Raw genomic sequence first — 19,512 nt, 5'->3', positions numbered from 1 at the left:
ATGGTTGCAGAAAAGCGTGGCCGAAGCCAGCGCTGCAGCGGTTTTGCGCTTTTCCCGGGAAAACCGCCGCACACTTTTCCTGGAATTGCTACATGCCCCGGCGCAAGGCCGCCGTGTGGACAGGTGCGTCCCACCAGCCGGTCATCTCGTCATCGAGCATGGTGAGCGTGATCGAACAGCCGGCCATGTCGAGCGAGGTGACATAACTGCCGACCAGCGAACGGGTTACCGTCACGCCGCGCTTCTCGAAAATCCGGCGCGCGCTGTTGTACATCAGATAGAGCTCCATCTGCGGCGTGCCGCCGAAGCCGTTGATGAACAGCAGCGCCGGGCCTTTTGTCCTGTCACCGAGATCGCCTGATATGGCGGCGCAGATCTCCTCGACGATCGCGTCGGCGCTTTTCAAGGTGTCGCGCCGCCGGCCCGGCTCGCCATGGATGCCGACGCCGAATTCCATCTCGCCGTCACCGATGTCGAAAGTCGGCCTGCCGGCGGCCGGTACGGTGCCGCTGGTCAGCGCCACGCCCATCGAACGGGTGGCGGCGTTGACGCGTTCGCCCAACGCCTTCAACGGCTTCAACGCCAGGCCATGCTCGGCGGCCGCGCCGACGATCTTTTCGACCACCAGCGTGCCGGCAACACCACGTCGACCGGTCGTATAGGACGAATTTTCGACCGCAACGTCGTCATTGGTCACCACCTGCAGGACGCCCTCGGACATTTCGGCCGCCATGTCGAAGTTCATCACATCGCCCTCATAGTTCTTGACGATGAACAGGCAGCCGGCACCAGTGTCGACGGCCTGTGCCGCTGCCAGCATCTGGTCTGGCGTCGGCGAGGTGAACACTTGGCCGGGGCAGGCGGCATCCAGCATGCCATGGCCGACAAAACCGCCATGCATAGGCTCATGGCCGGAGCCGCCGCCGGAGATCAGCGCCACCTTGCCCGGCCGCAAGGTTCTGCGACGGATGAATTTGTGCTCCTCACCAAGCACCAGGATATCGGCATGGGCGGCGACGAAACCGTCGAGGCTCTCGGTCAGCACCGTGTCCACCGCGTTCATAAATTTCTTCATGGCGTCCTCCCAAACAGCCCGGCAAGAAATGGTCAGCCGCCACCCTTGCCGGCGATGCTGGTGATCTTCTGGATGAATTCGTTGATCGCGCGGTCGAGCGCCGCGTTCTGCTTGTCATCACCGAAATCCGGCACGACAAGCGATACATGCCGCGTCTTGCGCATGCCTGCGGCGATCGACATCTTGCCCGGATGCGCTCGGTGATAGGCGTCTAGAAACTGGTCGCGCTCGGCCGGGCTGAAATGGCAGACGGAAAAGATCGAAGGCAGATGCTTTGACGGAATAGGGATCGTATAGGCCGGGCTGGAAATCTGGGTGACGAAACTGCGGTGCTTGCCAAGCGCGTCGGCAAGACGCTGGCGCATGCCCGACGGGCGCTGGTCGATGACCTGCGACAGGATCGTCTTGTAGGCGCGGATCGCCTCTTCGGAACCGGGTTCTGGTGTCCTGCCGGCCATGCCTAGACCAAAACATCCGCGATGGCCGCCTTGGCCATGGCAAGTTGCGCCGGTGCGACGGACAGATCGCGCAAGCCGGCCGTGAGCAGCGCTGGGATGGAGGCGGGATCGCCGCCTGCATCGCCGCACAGGCTGACAGGAATCCCATTCTCCCGCCCAAAGGTGACAACCGAGCCGATCAACCGCAGCACCGCGGGATGACGGACCGAATTGAGGTGGGCGACCGCTGCGTTGTCGCGCGCGGCCGCCATCACATATTGCGTCAAATCGTTGGAGCCGACCGAGAAGAAGGCGACGCCGGCGAATGCTTCCGGCGCGATGGCCACCGACGGCACCTCGACCATGATGCCGAGCGGCGGCATCTTGTGCGCGACGCCGCGCGCGGCAAGCGCCGCCTGCTCCTCCGCAAACAAAGCGGTCGAGCGTTCATACTCCTCTGCGACGGCGATCATTGGAAACATGACCCTGAGATTGCCGTGTGGCGCGGCGCGCAGCAATGCCCTGATCTGGACGCGAAAAATGTCGAGCCGTGCCAGCGACAGCCTGATGCCGCGCAGCCCAAGAAACGGATTGCCTTCCTCGACAGTGAAGCCTGACACCGGCTTGTCGCCGCCAGCGTCGACAGTGCGGATCGTCACCGGTTTGTCGCCGGCCCATTCAAGCACCTTGCGGTAGGCGCGATACTGCGTCTCCTCATCCGGCAGCGTCTTGCCGAACAGGAATTCGGTGCGCATCAGCCCGACACCGTCGCAGGTGGCGACGTCGATGGTGTCGACATCGGACGGGTCGGCGATGTTGACCTGCACGCGCACCGCCGTTCCGGCCCTGGTCACCGCTGGTCGCGCCAGAAAACTCCGTGCCTCGCCCTGGCGGGTCGCGAAGGAAGACGACGACTGCCGGAACGAGCCGATCTCCGCCGGCGAGGGCGCCAGGACGACACTGCCGTGCTCGGCGTCGAGCAGCGCCATGCCTGTGAGACTGGCAAGGGGTTCGCGCAGCCCCACCACCATCGGCACGCCACGCGAGCGCGCCAGCATGGCGACATGGCTGGCGGTGCTGCCCGCCTTCAGCGCGATGCCGCCGCCATGGCTCCAGTCGGTTTCGAGAAAGCGCGTCGGCGCGATGTCCTCGCCGCAGAGGATGGCACCGGAAGGTGTTGTGCTGCCACCATCCTCGGTCAGGGCGCGCAGCACCTGGTCCCTGATATCGCGCAGATCGGTGGCGCGGGCGCGGAAATAGTCCTGGTCCGAGGCCTCGTAGCCGGCGATCTCGGCATCGAGTGCCTGCCGCCAGGCCGCGTCGGCGGCCTGTCCGGAAGCGATCGACGCGAAGGCGGGGCCGCTCAGCGCGTCGTCTTCCAGCATGGCGATGTGGAATTCGAGTATGCCGGCGGCGTCGCTGTCGACAGTTTCGACCATGGCGGCAAGCCGGCTCACCGCCTTGCCGATCGCGGCTTGCAGCGATGTCGTCTCTTCCGCTGCGGTGGCTTTGCCTGCATAGACGGCCGACGGCCGGTCGAGGTCGAACAGCGGTCCCTCGGCATAGCCGGCCGAGGCCGGAACCCCCTCAATCCGCATGGCCCGCATTCCCCGCGGACCGGCGAAACCGCGCGCCAGCGTCAAGCCGAGCGGACATGATCGGCGTCCTCGTCGAAATCACGCTGCACCAGGTCAATCAGCGCGCGCACCGCGTCGTCGGCGCCATCACCGCTGGCCCTGATGTGCAGCACGGTGCCTTTCGGCGCCTTGGCCGCCATCACCTTGACGATGCTTTTGGCGTCGAACCATGGACCGTTGGCGGCAAGCGCGATTTCCACCTCGGCGGCAAAGCTCTTGGCCAGCTTGGTGAACTTCACCGAAGGACGCGCATGCAGGCCCACATCGTGGGTGATCAGGACGGTCGCTTCGGCGGCTGCGGACATTTCAGAAATCCCGTTCACTCACGACGGCGACAATTCGTGCGCCGTCGCCACCACTTCCCTGAGCGAGGCGCCGCCGGATGCCTCGGTCGCCGCCATCACCGCGCCTTCGACGATCGGTGCGTTGCAGACGATAATCTTCTGCGCGCGCGGCTCGCCGATCATCTCCACCGCCATTTCCGAATTGGTCTCGGCGCCGCCGAGATCGACGAGGATAGCGACACCGGCTTCCGACCAGGCCTTGTCGATGGCGCTCATGATCGCCTCGACATTGGTGCCGAGCCCGCCATGGCCGTTTCCGCCGCACCATGCAAGCGGCACTTCGTCGCCCACCATCTGGCGTACCATGTCGGCCGTGCCCTCCGCGACCAGCGGCGAATGCGAGACGATCACGATGCCGACATTGCTCATGCGCTTTCCCCGATCGCTTGTCCCACGGTGCGCACCAGCAGCGCGGTCGAGCGCGCGCCTGCATCCATATGGCCGATCGAACGGTCACCGAGGAACGAGGCGCGGCCACGCAGCGCCTTCATCGGCACGGTCGCCTTGGCGGCGGCGTCGGCAATGTCGGCTATTTCCGCTGCCGTCTTGCCCCTAGCCAGCGCGTCATGCACTGGCTGCAGCACATCGAGCATGGTCTTCTGGCCGACCTGTGACTTGCCCCGCGCGGCCACCGCTTCGATTGCCTTGCCGAAGGCAGCCGTCAGACTGGCACGGTCGGGGTGCGGCGAAATCTCCTTGCCGATCGCCAGGAACAGCGTGCCGAACAGCGGGCCGGAGGCGCCGCCCACCGTCATCACCAATTTGGTGCCGATCGCCTTCAGCGCCTCGGGAAGCGGTTTGGCCGAAAATGCCTCGGCCTCGGCCCGCACGGCCTCGAAGCCGCGCTTCATGTTCAGCCCATGATCGCCGTCGCCGATCGCCTGGTCGAGCGCCGTCAATTCCTCGGCGTGCGCGGCAATCATGTCTGCGGCGGCTGCGATCAGCCCGGCAAGGTTCAACGCCGCCATGTCGCTCAAAGTCCCGGTTTCCAGCCTGCCGGCAGTAGCGAAAGAACGGTCATTCGACAACTGGTGCATGCGTCAGGCCGTGGCGTGCAGCGCGGCGGCGGCTGCGAACACCTCGGCAACCGCATGGGCGCCGGGGTCGACCACGCCCTGCAGTTTGGCGCCGACATAGGCGGAGCGTCCGGCTTTCGCCTTCTCCATGGCGGCCGTGGCCTTGGCACCGCGCTGCCCCGCCGCCGCCGCCTTTTCCAAGCCATCGGCATCAAGCGCTTTCAGCGCCGGCTCCAGGGCATCGACCATCGTGCGATCACCAATTTTTGCGCCGCCATAAAAAGTCATGCGCTCAAGCCCGGCAAGCAGCGCCTTGGGCACATCAGTACCGCCGTCCAGGGTCTGTGCCGCCGCCGTGAAGAAGATCGACAGCAGCACACCGCTGGAGCCGCCCATCGATGCGCTCAGAATCTCGCCTATCGCGCCAAGGGTCGCCGCGGGGTTGGCCAGCGGCAGCGCGTCAAGCCGTTCGAGGATGCTGCGCGCGCCGGTCGCTACCGTCGAGCCGGTGTCGCCATCGCCGGCCTTGGCGTCGAGCCCGTTCAAAGTGGCTTCGAGTGAAATCAGCTTTTCGCAGACCGTGACGATCAAGCGCCTGGTGCCGGCATTCTGGCTGGCCTTATGCGCAGCACTTTGTCCGGCTGCTTTCGCCATCGGCACGATGGCCGGTGCTGCGACCACCTTTGCCGGCATCCAGGCATGCGGACCGACCGGCGCCAGCAAGGCAGCCTCGCGGGCTGCGTCGAGCCGGATCAGCGACAGCGAGAAGCCATTCATGTTGAGTGCTGTCATCAGCGGGCCGGGACCGATCGCCAGCTTGATGGTTTTGGCCAGTGGCGAGGCCAGCACCGCATTGGCAACCAGTGACATTTCGAGCGGCGGCACCGAGCCGAGATTGTTGATCAGCAGGGCATGGCTAGCTCCCGCGTCGAGCCGCGCCGCCAGGCGCTCGGCCATGATCGCGACCAGCTTGTCGGCACTTTGCACCGCGATCCGCTCGACACCCGGTTCGCCGTGAATGCCAAGGCCGAGCTCGCCATCATTGTCGCCGAACCTGTCCTCGTGCGGTTGGCCGGGGATGGAGCAGGACGACAGCGACATGCCGAGCGAAAAAATGTCCTTCGCCGCCGCGCGCGCGGCTGCCGCGATGTCGGCCAGATCGTGGCCAGCCTCCGACAGATGGCCTGAAATCTTGTGCACGAACAGGGTGCCGGCGACACCGCGCGGCTGGGCGATGTCGGGCAGCGCGATGTCGTCGGCAACGATCACCATCTCGACGGCAAACCCCTCGGCGCGCGCCTTTTCGGCCGCCAGGCCGAAATTGAGGCGGTCGCCGGTATAATTCTTCACGATCAGCAGGCAGCCGGCCGGGCCGGTCACCGCACGGATGGCCGCCAGCACCGCCTCGACGCTTGGCGAGGCAAAGATCTCGCCCGACACCGCCGCCGTCAGCATGCCCTTGCCGACAAAGCCGGCATGCGACGGTTCGTGCCCGGCGCCGCCGCCCGAAACAACGCTCACCTTCGTCTTGTCCCAGTCGGCGCGCAGCACGACCTTGATCTCGGGATAGCCGTCGAGGCGCGCGAGATCGCCGGAGCCAATGGTGCGCAACAGGCCGTCCAGCGCTTCGGTGACGATCGTTTCCCTGCGGTTGAAAAAGTGCTTCATCGAATTCGTCCCGTATTCGCAATCGTCAATAGAGGCGGCGTTATCCCTTGGCGGGGAAGCACCGAAACCGTTCACATCAGCCTTTGTCCATCGGCGCCGAAATAGAGCGGCGAGCGGTAGCGGATCACCACCTTGTCGCCTTGCGCCAGATCGGTGTCCGGGTCGGTCAGCGTCACCAGTTTCTTCGGCCCCACCGTCACATGCAGATGGTTCTGGTCGCCAAGATGCTCGACCCAGTCGACGACGCCGTCGGCGTGGCCATTTGTTGCCTTCTCGATGGCCAGATGCTCGGTGCGCGCACCGATCGTCCTGGTCCCGGTCGGCGCGCCGCCATCGGGCAGCAGGCCCGTCGGCAGAAGATTGATCGCCGGCTGACCGAGCCTTGCCGCGACATGCAGGTTTGCCGGCTCGGAATAGATTGTTCGTGGCGAGCCGATCTGCACCAGCACGCCATCGGCAAGGATGCCGATGCGGTCAGCCATGGTCATCGCCTCGATCTGGTCATGCGTGACATAGAGCATGGTGGCGCCGAGCTCCGTCTGGATGCGCTTCAGTTCGAGCCGCAGATCCGCCCGCAGCTTGGCGTCGAGCGACGACAGCGGTTCGTCCATCAGATAGATCGAAGGCTTGCGCACCAGCGCCCGGCCGATGGCGACGCGCTGCATTTCGCCGCCGGAGAGCTTCGTCGAGCGGTTGGCGAGCTTGTGATGAATGCGCACCATCTTCGCCACCTCCTCGACCCGGCGGCGGATCTGGTCTTCCGGTATTTTCCGCGCCGGGGAGCGCAGCGGGAAGGCGAGATTGTCGAACACCGATAGATGCGGATAGAGCGAATATTGCTGGAACACGAAAGCCGTGTCGCGCTCGGCCGGCGACAATGTCGTCGCATTGTGGCCACCGATCTCGATCGTGCCACTGTCCGGCCGCTCCAGCCCGGCGATCAGCCGCAGCGTCGTCGTCTTGCCGGCGCCGGTTGGCCCGAGCAGCACGACGAATTCACCGTCTGATATGTGCAGGTCGAGACCATTGACGGCGACATGCTCGCCAAAGCTCTTGGTCACGTTCTTGATGTGCACGTCAGCCATGCTGCGCTCTCCCTTGAGAGGCGGTGTCGTGGACAGCGGTTCTCACGGCACGGCCGGACCCCTTGTCGAACAGCGACAGCCGGGCGCTGTTCAGCGTCAGGCCGACATGATCACCGGCATTGAGTCTGATCTCGGCCGGCACCCGCGCCTTGATGATTCCGTCCGCCGTTTCGACCGCGACGATCTGCGTGGTGCCGAGATATTCCGTGCCGTAAATGGCGCCGCGCAGCTTCGAGGCGTCGTCGAAGCGGATGTGTTCGGGCCGGATGCCCAGCGCCATATCGGCCGGCGCGATGTCCTCGCGCACCTCCGGCACCGCGACTGTCGCACCTTGCACGACAACCTCCTTCGTGCCCTTGGTGAGCCCGCCGCCGAACCCCAGAAAATTCATCGGCGGCGAGCCGATGAAGTCGGCGACGAACATGGTTGCGGGACGGTCGTAGATTTCGCGAGGGCTTCCGAACTGCTCGATGACGCCATGGTTCATGACAGCGATCTTGTCGGCCATCGACATCGCTTCCATCTGGTCGTGCGTGACATAGACCGTGGTGGCATGGATGCGGTTGTGCAGTTCGCGCAGCTCATGGACCATCAAATCGCGGAATTCGGTATCGAGCGTGCCGAGCGGCTCGTCCATCAGGAAGCATTTTGGCCGCCGCACGATGGCGCGGCCGAGCGCAACACGCTGGCGGTCGCCGCCGGCAAGGCCGGAGACGGATTTGTTGAGCAGATGGTCGATGCGCAGGAGTTTCGCCGTCTCCTCGACGCGGCTGCGGATTTCGGCAGAGGGCATGCCTTGCGCCAAGAGGGGAAAGCCGATGTTCTTGCGCACATTCATGTGCGGATAGAGCGCGAACAGCTGGAAGACGAACGCGATGTCGCGCTCGCGGGCCCGCAGCATGGTGACGTCGTCGCCGCCAAGCAAGATCTGGCCGCCGGTCGGCAATTCGAGCCCGGCGATCATGCGCAAGGTCGTGGTCTTGCCGCAGCCCGATGGTCCGAGCATGACGAAGAATTCGCCATCCTCGACGACGAAGTTGGAATCCTGCACGGCGACGAAATCGCCGAAGGCCTTTCTCAAATGTTGAACGCGGATTTCGGCCATGATTATTCCGGGAACTTCGAGACGATGATGAACATCACGGTGCCGGCAAGCATGGTGATGAAGGAATAGGTGTAGAGCGACAGCGCGAAGGGCTGGAACAGCATCAGAAAGCCGATGGCGATCAGTGCCGTGGCGATGTTCTCCATCGCACCGCGCCGCGCCCACACTGGCCAGCGTGATTTGCGTTTGACTGATTTGGTCATGCTCATTTGCGCACCGCACCGAAGGTGATGCCGCGCAGCAATTGCTTGCGAAGCAGGATGGTGAAGACAAGGATCGGCACCAGGAAGATCGTGGTGCCGGCCGCAACCGCCGGCCAGTCCTGGCCACCTTCGCCGATGATGGTCGGGATGAAGGGCGGCGCGGTCTGCGCCGTGCCCGAGGTGAGAAGCGCGGCAAAAGCATATTCGTTCCAGGCGAAGATCAGGCAGAAGATGGCGGTCGCGGCAATGCCTGTCGTCGCCTGCGGCAGAACTGTGCGCCAGAAGGCCTGCAGCCTGGTATAGCCGTCGATCATCGCCGCTTCTTCATATTCGCGCGGGATTTCGTCGATGAAGCCTTTCAAGAGCCACACCGCCAGCGACACGTTGACCGCCGTGTAGAGCAGGATCATGCCAAGCGCCGTGTCCGACAGGCCAAGCTCGCGGTACATCAGGTAGATCGGGATCGCGACAGCGATCGGCGGCATGAAGCGCGTCGACAGGATGAAGAACAGAAGATCGTCGGCGAGCGGCACCTTGAAGCGCGAGAAACCGTAGGCCGACAGCGTGCCGAGAAAGACCGCGCAGAAGGTCGAGCCGAAGGCGATGATCAGCGAGTTGATGAAGCGCGGCAGGAAGTTGGATGCACCGGCGATAACCATGTTGCGCTTGCGCACGGTCTCGTCGCAGAAGCCGGTCGCCGGGCCAAGCGAGTTGATGTATTCCGGGGTCTGTCGTGTGCGCGTCGTGAACAGGTTGCAATAGCCTTCGAGGCTCGGCTGGAACAGGATTTTTGGCGGATAGGCGATCGAATCCGGCGGCGTCTTGAAGCTGGTGGCGAAGATCCACAACAGCGGCACGATCGAGATCAGCGCATAGGCGATGATGATCGCGCCGGCGATGCGTTTCGAGTTGCTGCTGGGAGCGACGACCGAATGGGCTGTGGTCAGGCTCATCTCTGCTTCACCTTGTTGAGCGCCTTGACGTAGATGTTGGCCAGACCAAACACCGCCACGAACAGGATGATGGCGAAGGCCGAGGAATAGCCGGTGCGCCAGCTCTCGAAAGCCTGCCGCTTCAGCGTGATCGAGGCGACCTCGGTGGTCGAACCCGGCCCGCCGCCGGTCAAGAGATTGACCATGTCGAACATCTTGAAATTCTCGATACCGCGAAACAGCACCGCCAGCATGATGAAGGGCAGCGCCATTGGCAGCGTGATCGACCAGAACTGCCGCCAGTTGGAAGCGCGGTCGACCTCGGCCGCCTCATAGATGTATTCGGGGATAGAGCGCAGGCCCGCGAGGCAGATCAGCATCACGTAGGGCGTCCACATCCAGGTATCGACGATGATGATCGACCACGGAGCCAGCGACACGTTGGAGAGCATCTGTATGCTTGTCGGTGGAATGCCGCTGACAAACGAGATGACATAGGAGAAAAGGCCGATCTGCGGCTCGTAGAGGAAGCGCCAGAAATTGCCGACCACCGCCGGCGACAGCATCATCGGCACCAGGATCAGCGTCGTCCAGAAGGCGTGGCCGCGGAATTTCCGATCGATCAGCCAGGCCAGCGTGAAGCCGATCAGCGTCTGCAGAAGGATGGTCCAGAACACGAAATGCGCCGTCGTCTGCATGGCGATCCAGACATCCTGGTCGCCAAGGATGCGCTGGTAGTTGGCAAAGCCGAGGTTCTTCACCACTTCGTTCGGCCGGTTGGCCCGGTAATTGGTGAACGACAGATAGATCGCCCAGAACAACGGGAAGATGTTGATGGCGAGCAGCAACAGGATCGTCGGCGAGATGAACAGCCAGGCGAGGCCCTTGTCGCTGATGCCCCGAACCTTGCGGGCCAACGGTTCCGGGGTCGCCCGGGCAACGTTCTCCGCAGTCCGATTGAGCATGGTAATTCCTGCTTCGGTCACGTGGCTCGTCTCTGTCATGGAATTTATCTGAACTGCGTCCCGTGCCAAGAGCGGCACGGGACGCTGGGTCACAGCTCGGGAGGAGCCTTACAGCTTACCGTCGTCCTGGAAGACTTGCGTCCAGTCCTTGACCAGCCCGTCGAGCGCGTCCTTGGCCGAACCCTGGCCGGCGACGACATAGTCATGGAAGCGCTTCTGCGAGGCCTGCAGCAGCGGAGCGTAGCTCGGCTCGGCCCAGAAGTCCTTCACGATGGCCATCGAGTCGAGGAAGGCCTGTGCGTAGGGCTGGCTGGCGGGGAATTTCGGATCCTTCACCACTGCGTTCAGGCAGGAATAGCCGCCAAGCGACCACCACTTGGCCTGCACATCCTTGTTGGCGAACCACTTGATGTATTTCAGCGCCGATTCCTGCTTGTCGGAATAGGACACCACTGAAATGCCCTGGCCGCCGAGCTGCGCGAACTGAGCACCGCCGGGACCCTTCGGATTGACGAAGTAGCCGATCTTGTCGCCACCGACATTCTCGTCTTTCTGCAGGCCGGGCCAGGTGAAGGTGAAGTTCATGTGCATCGCCACCTGGCCGGATTTGAAGGCATCGACGCCTTCGCCCATGTAGCTGTTGGAGGCGCCCGGAGGCGTGCAGCAATCGTAGAGCGCCTTGTAGAACTCCAGGCCTTTGACCGCATCGGGTGAATTGACGAAGCCTTCCATGTCGTAGGGCTTCTTCGGGTTCTCATACTGGAAGCCGTAGCTGTAGAGCACGTCCATGGCGCCCATGGTGATGCCTTCCGAACCACGCTCGGTGTAGATCGAGGCGCCATAGACGGTCTTGCCATCGATCTGCCGCTTCTGGAAGAATTCGGCGATCTGCTTCAGCTGGTCGAAGGTCGCCGGCGGGCCGAGATCCCAGCCATACTTCGCCTTGAATTCCTTCTGCAGCTCCGGCTTCGAGAACCAGTCCTTGCGATAGGTCCAGCCGACGACGTCGCCCATGGCCGGCATCGCCCAGTAGTTCGGCGTGTTCTTCGGCCATTCCGAATAGCCGACAACGGTTGCTGGCACGAAGTCGTCCATGCTGATCTTCTCCTTGTCGAAGAAGTCGTTCAGCTTGACGTAGTGGCCGTTCTCGGCGGCGCCGCCGATCCACTGGCTGTCGCCGATGATCAGGTCGCACAGTTTGCCGTGCGAATTCAGCTCGTTGAGGAAGCGGTCGGCATAGTTGGTCCATGGCACGAATTCGAATTTCATGCCGATGCCGGTTTCCTTGGTAAAATCCTTGGACAGTTCGACCAGCGCGTTGGCCGGGTCCCAGGCGGCCCAGCACAGCGTCAGGTCTTCAGCGTGCGCGACGTTCGAGACGGCTGTCGACGCAAAGATCGCCGAGGCCAGTCCCAACGCCAGTTTCAAGCTCGATTTCATGCCTTCCTCCCATTTGCGAAACGCGCCCGGATGACGGTTTCAAGAGCCCTCAACCCCTCTCCTCAGGGGCCTAAACATGGCGGCGCCGTGCGTCGCAGATGTTTAGTAATTTGTTTAGTGATGCAATTTTTACTAAACAAGGCAAGCGAATTCGTCGCTGCGCCGCAACATCACGAAACGGGGGATTGAAATCGTTGGGAAATGACTGCCGGAGGGCTCGTCCGTCAGTCGCTCAGTCGGCTTCGCCGACGACGGTCGTCTGTGGCGTCACTGGCCGAACAGGCGGCGCGGGCGGCAGCAAGGCGCGTATGTCGGCGAAGGGAAATGTCGGCTCGAAGCGAAACGCTTCGGCCAAGGAACCAGGCGCGGCGTTGCATTGACCGGCGCGGAATTCGTTCTGGATGCGCGCTCTGTCGACATATTGTTCAGGCCGCTGCGAGCGGTGCGCGCGGATCGCCTGCGTCTTGATATCCCGGTGGGCGGAAATATCGACATAGTGCGTCGGCGCGAATCCGGTGCCGCCCATCGTGTCGGCATGCAGCACCGGAACCGCGAACGAGGCCGCGATACGCACACCGTCCGACAGTGCCCGGTGGTCGGCGTGATAGTCGTTGGGTGCATGCGTGATCACCAGATCAGGCCCGGTCGCGCGTATCAGCGTTTTCAGCGCGCCGATCAGCGCGGCATCGGCCACCAGCTCGCCGTCGGGAAAGTCGAGGAAGCGTGGCGCGGCACCTAGCAGCGCGGCTGCGGTCGTTGCTTCCTCGCGGCGGACACGGGCAAGCACCGTGGCGTCACTCTTGCCGCCCTTGGCACCATCGGTGGCCACGGCAAAAGTGAGCTCTGCGCCTTGCGCCGCATAGGCGGCCATCGTACCGAACATGAAGATCTCGATGTCGTCCGGATGCGCACCGAGCGCCAATATTTTCAAAGCCACTCACCCCTCGGAAATGAAAAAAGTGACGAACGGAATTCTGCTCGCCCTGATCGCCTATGCAAGCTATTCGGGCAGCGATGCCGTTATCAAGAGCCTGGGCGGACAGTTCACCGTCTTCGAGATCGGTTTCTTCGCGACCTTGTTTGCCGGCTGTTTCCTGTTCTTCACCCGCCCAGTGGGCGAGCGCTGGCGCGATTTCTGGCGCATGAAGCGGCCATGGGCCGTGCAGGCGCGGGCCTGGGCCGGCATCGCCTCGGGCGTGCTCAGCGTCTATGCCTTCACGCACATTCCGCTGGCGGAGGTCTACGCGCTGATCTTTTTGGCGCCCCTGCTGGTCACCATCCTGTCGACAGTCATCCTGAAGGAAAAGGTCGGCCCGTGGCGATGGCTTGCCGTGGTCGCCGGCTTTGCAGGCGTGATGCTGGTGGTGCGGCCGGGTTTTCGTGAATTGAACCTCGGCCACCTGGCGGCCTTTGTGGTTGCCTTCCTCGCCGCGACCAGCATCATCCTGATGCGGTCGCTCGCCCAGCAGGAGAAGCGCACATCGATGCTCGGCGTGCTTGTCGGCTATGGCCTGCTGTTCAACGGCGCCGGCGCCGCCGCCACCTCGTTCACCTTGCCGAATGCCATGCAGCTTGTCTGGCTGGCGATGGCGGGCGCCTTCACCGCAGGTGGACAATTGCTGCAACTGCTCGCCGCCAAATATGCCCCCGCCAACCGGATCGCGCCGACGCATTATTCGCAGATCGTCTGGGCGGTGATTCTTGGTGCCCTGTTCTTCCGGGAATACCCCGACTGGCTGTCGCTCGTCGGCCTCGCGGTCGTCGGCGGCTCCGGCCTGCTGACCATGGTGCGCGAGGAAGCGCGGCTTGGCACGGTGCGCTGGAACCCGTTTTCGCGCACCCGGCTTTGAACTGGCTCCTGCGCCATAAGTTGCGCGGTGACGGCAACCGCTGATATGCGGGCGCGATGACGACAAGACTCTTGCCGGAGCTTCCGGTATCCGCCGTGTTGCCGGCATTGAGCGAAGCGCTCGGCTCTGGCAACAGTGCCGTGCTGGTGGCGCCGCCCGGCGCTGGCAAGACGACGCTGGTACCCCTGGCGCTGCTCGATGCGTCCTGGCTGGGCACGGGCAAGATCATCCTGCTCGAACCGCGCCGGCTCGCCGCCCGCGCCGCTGCCCGCCGCATGGCCGAACTGCTCGGCGAGGAATTGGGCGCCACGGTCGGCTACGCCATGCGCATGGAAAACCGCACTTCGACAAAGACCAGGATACTCGTCGTCACCGAAGGCGTGCTGGCGCGGATGATCCTCGACGATCCGGAACTGCCCGGCGTCTCGGCGGTCATTTTCGACGAGTTTCACGAGCGCTCGCTCGACGGCGATTTCGGTCTGGCGCTCGCGCTTGACGTGCAAGGTGCGCTGCGTCCGGACCTCAGGCTGCTGGTGATGTCGGCGACACTCGACGGCGCCCGCGTCGCGAAACTGCTGTCGGGCGCGCCGGTGATCGAAAGCGAGGGCCGCGCCTTTCCCGTCGACATACGCTACGACGAACGGCCGGCCGGTGTTCCGATCGAGGACGCCATGGCCAAGGCAATTCGCGCCGCACTTGCCGACGAGAGCGGCAGCGTGCTTGCCTTCCTGCCCGGCCAACGCGAGATCGAGCGCACCACCGAGCGGCTGGCCGGCAAGCTCGGCGCCGACACCGATATCGTGCCGCTCTATGGCCAGCTCGACGGCAAGGCGCAGGACGCGGCGATCAAACCGGCGCCATCAGGCCGCCGCAAGGTGGTGCTGGCGACCTCGATCGCCGAGACCTCCATCACCATCGACGGTGTGCGTGTCGTCATCGATTCCGGCCTGTCGCGGCTGCCGCGCTATGAGCCGGCCAGCGGCCTGACGCGGCTGGAGACGGTGCGTGTCAGCAAGGCCTCCGCCGACCAGCGCGCCGGCCGCGCCGGACGCACGCAGGCCGGCGTCGCCGTCCGGCTGTGGCGCGCCGAGCAGACATCGGCACTTCCCGCCTTCACGCCGCCGGAAATCCTCGAAGCCGACCTCTCCGGCCTGCTGCTCGACTGCGCCGCCTTCGGTGTCGCCGATCCGACGGCGCTCGCCTTCCTCGATCCGCCGCCTGCGCCGGCGCTTAACGAGGCAAGGGCGTTGTTGCGCGCGCTGCATGCCATCGACGAGGCAGGGCGCCTGACGGAAGCGGGCGCTTCGATGCGCAAGCTCGCTCTACCGGTGCGGCTGGCGCATATGGTCGCCGAGGCGGCCAGCAGCGGCCACGCCTTCGAGGCAGCCATGTTGGCCGTGCTGCTCACTGAACGCGGCCTTGGCGGCGACGGCGCCGATCTCGAACGGCGGCTGATGCGCTTTCGCTCTGAACGATCACCCCGCGCCACCGCAGCACGGCAACTGGCTGAGAGGCTGGCGAGGCAGGTGGGCGGGGCGAAAAACGGCGAAGCAGCCCCTGCCGGCTCCTTGTTGATCCACGCTTGGCCGGACCGCGTCGCCAAGGCGCGCGGCGAGCGCGGCCGCTTCGTGCTCGCCAATGGTTCCGGCGCCATGCTCGATGCCGCCGACCCGCTGGCGGGTGAGCCGTTTCTGGTCGTCGCCGACCTGCAGGGCAAAGCGCAGAATGCACGCATCACGGCGGCGGCAGCCATCGGCGAGGAGGACATTCGCGCGGCGCTGGCCGACCGGATCGAAACACGCCGGCAAACCAGTTTCGACCGCGAGCGCCGTGCCGTGCGCGTGCGCGAAACCGTTCGCCTTGGCGCCATCACCCTGGCCGAGCGCATGCTGCCGCCACCGGCCGGCAGCGAGGCCGACCGCGCCATTCTTGACGCCTTGCGCGAGCACGGCCTGTCGCTGCTGACCTGGAGCAAGGAGGCCGAGACGCTGCGCCATCGGCTATCCTGGCTGCATCGCGGCCTCGGCGCACCCTGGCCCGACATGTCTGACGCGGCCCTCATCGAGCGCCTCGACGACTGGCTGCTGCCGTTCCTGTCGGGCGCGGCCTCCTTCGGCGCCATCAACCCGAGTGCCGTCTCGGCGGGGCTCGCCGCGCTCGTGCCGCACGACCTGCAACGCAAGGTCGATGCTATGGCTCCGACCCATTTCGACGCCCCATCGGGCAGCCACGTGCCGATCCGCTATGACGGCGAATGGCCGGTGCTGGCAATCCGCGTGCAGGAACTGTTCGGCCTCGACCGCCATCCTTCGATCGCCAATGGCACGGTTCCGCTGACGCTTGAACTGTTGTCGCCGGCGCACCGGCCGATCCAGACGACGCGCGACCTGCCCGGCTTCTGGCGCGGCTCCTGGACCGACGTGCGCGCCGACATGCGTGGCCGCTATCCCAAGCATGTCTGGCCGGAAAACCCGCTGCTCGCCGCCGCTACCGCCCGTGCCAAACCGCGCGGGACCTAGCCTTGGGCGCTTTACGGCTGTAATCCATTGGCCATGATCAATGTTTTGCGTTCGCCCGATTTCCAGCAGAGCCAGCGACTGCGCCTCAACACGCTGATCCGGCTGCGCTGGCTGGCCATTGTCGGTCAGAGCGTGACGGTGCTTGTGGTCGCCTATGGCTTGAAATTCCCGCTGCCGGTCAGCCTGTGCTTCGCGCTGATCGCCTGTTCGGCGTGGATGAACCTGTTTCTGGCCTTCCGCTTTCCGGCAGCGCACCGGCTCACCCCTTTCGCGGCCTTCGGCATCCTGATCTTCGACAGCCTGCAGCTTGCCGGCCTGCTCTACATGACCGGCGGTCTGACCAATCCGTTCTCGCTGTTGATGACCGTGCCCGTCGTCATTTCGGCGACGTCGCTGCCCCTCCGGCTGACGGCGCTGCTGGGCGGACTGGTGATGACGGCCGCCACCTTGCTGGTGTTCATCCATTTGCCCTTGCCCTGGTATGAGGGCGCACCGCTGGCCATGCCTTTCATTTATGTCGCCGGCATGTGGATGGCGGTGCTGTCGTCAATCGCCTTCACCGCCATGTACGCCTTCCGGGTGGCCGCCGAGGCGCGGCTTCTAGCCAATGCGCTTGCCGCCACCGAACTGGTGCTGCAGCGCGAGCAGCACCTTTCGGCGCTCGATGGTCTGGCGGCGGCGGCGGCGCATGAGCTTGGCACGCCGCTCGCCACCATCACGCTGGTCGCCAAGGAGATGGAAAAGGCGCTCGGCAGCGACCCGAAATACGGTGAAGACGTCAAGCTGCTGCGCTCGCAAAGCGAGCGCTGCCGCGAAATTCTCAAGCGCCTGACCAGCCTGTCGTCCGAGGGCGAGGCACATCTTTCGCGGCTGCCGCTGACCTCGCTGGTCGAGGAGGTCACCGCGCCTCATCGCGATTTCGGCATTTCGATCAAGCTTCGTCCCGGCGATCGCACCGGGCCGGAGCCCGTTGGACGCCGCAATCCCGGCGTCATCTACGGCCTTGGCAATCTGGTCGAGAATGCCGTCGATTTCGCCCGCAAGAGCGTCACCGTGCGCTGGAGCTGGGATGATGCCGCCGTCACCTTCTCGATCATCGACGACGGGCCTGGTTTTCCGCCCGAAATCATCGACCGCATCGGCGAGCCCTATATGTCGACGCGCCAGGGCAATGAAGCCGGCGGTGGCCTGGGACTAGGCCTGTTCATAGCCAAGACGCTGCTGGAGCGCTCGGGTGCAGCACTCGATTTCCGCAATTCGAGCGGGCTGGGCGAGGGCGCCGTGGTGCAGATTTCGTGGCCGCGCAATGTCTTCCTGAACCCGGAAATGGCTCCAGCCACCATGTTTGACACTGCGTAAATTGGACAATAGCGGCGCGAAACTATATCTGCGTAAAATTAAGGCAGCAGGAATTTTCAAGACGATGACAGGCGATGAGAATATTGGCGCAATGGTTGAGGGCGAGGACACCTCGCTTCTGATCGTCGATGACGACAAGCCGTTCCTAACCCGTCTGGCCCGCGCCATGGAAACCAGGGGGTTCGTGGTCGAGACCGCCGAGAGCGTCGAGGAGGCGGTGGGCAAGGCCCGCGCCAATCCGCCGGCCTATGCCGTGGTCGACATGCGGCTGGGCGACGGCAACGGCCTCGACGTCGTCGCCGCCATCCGCGAGAAGCGCGAGGATTCCCGCACCATCATCCTGACCGGCTACGGCAACATCGCCACCGCAGTGACGGCCGTAAAGCTCGGCGCCGTCGACTATCTGTCCAAGCCCGCCGATGCCGACGATGTCTTCGCCGCGCTCACCCGTACGACAGGCGAGCGCGCCGCGCCCCCGGAAAACCCGATGTCGGCCGACCGCGTGCGCTGGGAACACATCCAGCGCGTCTATGAGATGTGCGAGCGCAACGTCTCCGAAACCGCGCGCCGGCTCAACATGCATCGCCGCACCCTGCAGCGGATTCTGGCCAAGCGCGCGCCGCGCTGAGTTTGAGCATCATCGCGAATGAAGCCCGCCGAACGGGCGGCATGACGGAGGTGACATGCAGGATTTGAAGCAGCGGTCCGTCTTCCGCGAATTTCTCGACAGCGAGGCGGCTGGTGGCATCATCCTCATGGTGGCCGCCGCCCTTGCCCTGATCGTCGCCAACTCGCCTCTTGCCGAAACCTATTTCTCCGTTCTCCACGCCTATCTCGGGCCGCTCAGTGTCTCGCACTGGGTCAATGACGGGCTGATGGCGGTGTTCTTCCTGCTGGTCGGCCTGGAGATCAAGCGCGAGATGCTGGACGGCCAGCTTTCGACCTGGCCACGCCGGGTGCTGCCCGGTGTTGCCGCCGCCGGCGGCATGGTGGTTCCGGCACTGGTCTATGTCTTGATCAACCGCAACAACGGACCAGCCCTTTCTGGTTGGGCGATCCCGACCGCCACCGACATCGCCTTCGCGCTCGGCGTGCTGTCGCTGCTCGGCAGCCGCGTGCCGGCCTCGCTGAAGGTCTTTCTTACCGCGCTCGCCATCATCGATGACCTCGGCGCCGTCATCATCATCGCCATCTTCTATACCAGCGGCCTGTCGCTGGCTTATCTCGGTGCTGCCTTCGCCGTCATTGCGGTTCTCATCGTCCTCAACCGCATGCGGGTGATGACGCTGGTGCCCTATCTCGTGCTAGGCGTCATCCTGTGGGTGCTGGTGCTGAAGTCGGGTGTCCATGCCACGCTTGCCGGGGTGGCCCTGGCACTCACCATTCCGCTCGAACGCTCCGCCGGCATCGGCCACGACCTCGATCATTCGCCGCTGCATCGGCTCGAGCATGGCCTGCACGGGATCGTGCCGTTCTTCGTCATTCCGATCTTCGGCTTTGCCAATGCCGGCGTCTCGCTTGCTGGCCTCAGTTTCGGCGCGCTGATCGAGCCGTTGACGCTGGGCGTCGCCGCCGGCCTGGTTGTCGGCAAGCTGGTTGGCGTGTTCGGCTCATCGGCACTTGCCATCCGGTTCGGCCTGGCCGATCTGCCGGCCAATGCCGGCTGGTCGCACATGGTGGGCATCTCGCTGCTCTGCGGCATCGGCTTCACCATGAGCCTGTTCATCGGCCTGCTCGCTTTCGCCAATGATGTGGCCCTGCAGGACGCCGTCAAGGTCGGCATCCTCGCCGGCTCCCTCATAGCCGCGCTGCTGGGCGCCGCCGTGCTGCTGATGGCACCGGCGGCGGGTGGGGCGGAGGAAGGGCAAGAGTAGCGC

19 protein-coding genes are annotated in these 19,512 nt (G+C 64.4%); 5 read left to right on the top strand and 14 right to left on the bottom strand.

Annotation, left to right across the window (positions count from 1 at the left end; all coding sequences use genetic code 11):
- Nucleotides 1-88: 88 nt before the first annotated feature.
- The 14 genes from dhaK to EB235_RS01055 all read right to left on the bottom strand — a co-directional run bounded on the left by dhaK (nt 89) and on the right by EB235_RS01055 (nt 12,838).
- Nucleotides 89-1,075, bottom strand: coding sequence for a dihydroxyacetone kinase subunit DhaK (dhaK, locus tag EB235_RS01120; protein ID WP_027032786.1), 987 nt, complete (start codon nt 1,073-1,075; stop codon nt 89-91).
- 32 nt (nt 1,076-1,107) lie between these two features.
- A complete protein-coding gene (locus EB235_RS01115; RefSeq protein WP_027032787.1) occupies nt 1,108-1,533 on the bottom strand; it encodes a hypothetical protein in 426 nt (141 codons plus the stop codon).
- 2 nt (nt 1,534-1,535) lie between these two features.
- Nucleotides 1,536-3,110, bottom strand: a complete 1,575-nt coding sequence (gene ptsP / locus EB235_RS01110; protein WP_027032788.1) for a phosphoenolpyruvate--protein phosphotransferase — start codon at nt 3,108-3,110, stop codon at nt 1,536-1,538.
- 41 nt (nt 3,111-3,151) lie between these two features.
- Nucleotides 3,152-3,454: an HPr family phosphocarrier protein gene (locus EB235_RS01105; protein WP_027032789.1), complete on the bottom strand. Its 303-nt coding sequence runs from the start codon at nt 3,452-3,454 to the stop codon at nt 3,152-3,154.
- An 18-nt stretch (nt 3,455-3,472) separates the two neighbouring features.
- Nucleotides 3,473-3,862: a dihydroxyacetone kinase phosphoryl donor subunit DhaM gene (dhaM, locus tag EB235_RS01100; RefSeq protein WP_027032790.1), complete on the bottom strand. Its 390-nt coding sequence runs from the start codon at nt 3,860-3,862 to the stop codon at nt 3,473-3,475.
- Nucleotides 3,859-4,461, bottom strand: a complete 603-nt coding sequence (gene dhaL, locus EB235_RS01095) for a dihydroxyacetone kinase subunit DhaL (protein WP_027032791.1) — start codon at nt 4,459-4,461, stop codon at nt 3,859-3,861. The genes dhaM and dhaL overlap by 4 nt, the downstream gene beginning before the upstream one ends.
- Before the next feature lie 72 nt (nt 4,462-4,533).
- Nucleotides 4,534-6,177, bottom strand: a complete 1,644-nt coding sequence (locus tag EB235_RS01090; protein WP_027032792.1) for a dihydroxyacetone kinase subunit DhaK — start codon at nt 6,175-6,177, stop codon at nt 4,534-4,536.
- Between the two features lie 71 nt (nt 6,178-6,248).
- Nucleotides 6,249-7,262 (bottom strand): ABC transporter ATP-binding protein, encoded by a 1,014-nt coding sequence (locus tag EB235_RS01085; RefSeq protein WP_027032793.1) that lies wholly within the window; start codon nt 7,260-7,262, stop codon nt 6,249-6,251.
- Nucleotides 7,255-8,367: an ABC transporter ATP-binding protein gene (locus EB235_RS01080; protein ID WP_027032794.1), complete on the bottom strand. Its 1,113-nt coding sequence runs from the start codon at nt 8,365-8,367 to the stop codon at nt 7,255-7,257. Before EB235_RS01080 ends, EB235_RS01085 begins: the two co-directional genes overlap by 8 nt.
- 2 nt (nt 8,368-8,369) lie before the next feature.
- Nucleotides 8,370-8,576: a hypothetical protein gene (locus EB235_RS01075; RefSeq protein ID WP_027032795.1), complete on the bottom strand. Its 207-nt coding sequence runs from the start codon at nt 8,574-8,576 to the stop codon at nt 8,370-8,372.
- Nucleotides 8,573-9,523 carry a carbohydrate ABC transporter permease gene (locus EB235_RS01070; RefSeq protein ID WP_027032796.1) on the bottom strand — a complete coding sequence of 317 codons (951 nt, stop codon included), beginning with the start codon at nt 9,521-9,523 and terminating at the stop codon, nt 8,573-8,575. Before EB235_RS01070 ends, EB235_RS01075 begins: the two co-directional genes overlap by 4 nt.
- On the bottom strand, nt 9,520-10,467 hold the full coding sequence (locus tag EB235_RS01065) for a carbohydrate ABC transporter permease (protein ID WP_027032797.1): 948 nt from the start codon (nt 10,465-10,467) through the stop codon (nt 9,520-9,522). The genes EB235_RS01070 and EB235_RS01065 overlap by 4 nt, the downstream gene beginning before the upstream one ends.
- A gap of 108 nt (nt 10,468-10,575) precedes the next feature.
- Nucleotides 10,576-11,907: an ABC transporter substrate-binding protein gene (locus EB235_RS01060; protein ID WP_027032798.1), complete on the bottom strand. Its 1,332-nt coding sequence runs from the start codon at nt 11,905-11,907 to the stop codon at nt 10,576-10,578.
- Nucleotides 11,908-12,139: 232 nt separating this feature from the next.
- Complete coding sequence (locus EB235_RS01055; RefSeq protein ID WP_027032799.1) at nt 12,140-12,838, bottom strand: PIG-L deacetylase family protein; 699 nt, start codon at nt 12,836-12,838, stop codon at nt 12,140-12,142.
- 28 nt (nt 12,839-12,866) lie between these two features.
- Between EB235_RS01055 and EB235_RS01050 the strand changes: the two genes are divergently transcribed.
- From EB235_RS01050 to nhaA, 5 genes are all read left to right on the top strand, one after another.
- Complete coding sequence (locus tag EB235_RS01050; protein ID WP_027032800.1) at nt 12,867-13,757, top strand: DMT family transporter; 891 nt, start codon at nt 12,867-12,869, stop codon at nt 13,755-13,757.
- 56 nt (nt 13,758-13,813) lie between these two features.
- Nucleotides 13,814-16,276 (top strand): ATP-dependent helicase HrpB, encoded by a 2,463-nt coding sequence (gene hrpB, locus EB235_RS01045; RefSeq protein ID WP_027032801.1) that lies wholly within the window; start codon nt 13,814-13,816, stop codon nt 16,274-16,276.
- Between the two features lie 33 nt (nt 16,277-16,309).
- Nucleotides 16,310-17,635, top strand: a complete 1,326-nt coding sequence (locus tag EB235_RS01040) for an ActS/PrrB/RegB family redox-sensitive histidine kinase (protein WP_027032802.1) — start codon at nt 16,310-16,312, stop codon at nt 17,633-17,635.
- A 64-nt stretch (nt 17,636-17,699) separates the two neighbouring features.
- Nucleotides 17,700-18,263, top strand: coding sequence for an ActR/PrrA/RegA family redox response regulator transcription factor (locus tag EB235_RS01035; protein ID WP_027032803.1), 564 nt, complete (start codon nt 17,700-17,702; stop codon nt 18,261-18,263).
- 55 nt (nt 18,264-18,318) lie between these two features.
- The gene (nhaA, locus tag EB235_RS01030) at nt 18,319-19,509 is read left to right on the top strand and encodes a Na+/H+ antiporter NhaA (RefSeq protein ID WP_027032804.1); all 1,191 of its coding nucleotides are present in this window, start codon (nt 18,319-18,321) and stop codon (nt 19,507-19,509) included.
- Nucleotides 19,510-19,512 lie beyond the last annotated feature (3 nt).

It is taken from the genome of Mesorhizobium loti R88b (genome assembly GCF_013170845.1).
Lineage (GTDB): Bacteria > Pseudomonadota > Alphaproteobacteria > Rhizobiales > Rhizobiaceae > Mesorhizobium > Mesorhizobium loti_B.
This window is presented reverse-complemented; position numbering and strand designations above follow the sequence as displayed.